At 68.0% G+C, this 291-nt stretch carries 1 pseudogene; it reads right to left on the reverse strand.

The features are described from left to right. Positions 1-240: pseudogene (locus MIC448_RS09100) on the reverse strand (HNH endonuclease); the annotation flags it as partial. Positions 241-291: the final 51 nt, after the last annotated feature.

Raw genomic sequence — 291 nt, forward strand, 5'->3', positions numbered from 1 at the left:
GGTGACGTTCACGATCCCGCGAATAGCCCCCAGCCCGCCGGCCCCGTCCGAGAAGCCGGCACCCGTTTCCACGGACGGGGTCACGGTGAGCATCATGTCCGCCACCAGGTCCGCCCGGATCTGATCCAGAGTCCGCGTGTCCGTCGGGTCCGCGTTCTTCAACGCCTGGGCTTGTTGCGTGATCCGGTCGTGCATCGCATGAGCCAACACGGCGGGTTGAGCGGAGATGAACTCCGCCATCCCATCCCCGACGTCGCGAACGCACGCGCCCCGCGACGCGCGTGCCTCCTT

It is taken from the genome of Microbacterium sp. C448 (genome assembly GCF_000582705.2).
GTDB lineage: Bacteria > Actinomycetota > Actinomycetes > Actinomycetales > Microbacteriaceae > Microbacterium > Microbacterium lacus_A.